The organism is Herbaspirillum lusitanum (genome assembly GCF_046025995.1).
GTDB lineage: Bacteria > Pseudomonadota > Gammaproteobacteria > Burkholderiales > Burkholderiaceae_D > Herbaspirillum > Herbaspirillum lusitanum_A.
Map to the genome: position 1 here is coordinate 1 of NZ_JAQQFM010000031.1, position 650 is coordinate 650.

Annotated in this window: 1 protein-coding gene; it reads right to left on the bottom strand. The window is 59.5% G+C overall.

All coding sequences use genetic code 11. The features are described 5' to 3' along the window. Positions 1 to 650 (bottom strand): electron transfer flavoprotein-ubiquinone oxidoreductase (locus PQR62_RS25560; RefSeq protein WP_408160894.1); only part of this gene is annotated, 650 nt, incomplete at both ends.

Genomic DNA, 650 nt, shown 5'->3' on the forward strand with positions numbered 1-650 from the left:
CCCTCAGGCGTGACCCACACGATATTCTGCGTCGGGTCCTTGATGTCGCAGGTCTTGCAATGCACGCAGTTCTGCGCGTTGATCTGCAGGCGCTCGGTGTTGTCGTCGTTCTTCACGAATTCATACACACCGGCCGGGCAGTAACGCGCCTCAGGGCCCGCATACTCCGCCAGATTCACCTTCACCGGCACGCTCTTGTCTTTCAGCGTCAGGTGAATCGGCTGGTCTTCAGCATGATTGGTGTTGGAGATGAACACCGACGACAGGCGATCGAAAGTCAGCTTGCCGTCCGGTTTCGGATACGCAATCGGTGTGCATTGCGCTGCCGGCTTCAGGCATTCGTGATCGGCATGCGTGTGATGCATGGTCCACGGCGCCTTGCCGCCCAGCAGCACCTGATCGATGCCGACCAGCAAGGTACCGGTCAGCAGACCCTTGCTCATCGATGGCTTGAAGTTGCGTGCCCGGTGCAGTTCTTCGTGCAGCCAGGATTGTTCAAAGGCCTGCGGATAGCTGCTCAGTTCGTCGAACTGGCGGTTTTCATTCAAGGCGGCAAACACCGATTCGGCCGCCATCATGCCGGACTTGATCGCCGCGTGGCTGCCCTTGATGCGGCTGGCGTTGAGGAAGCCGGCTTCGCAGCCGATCAG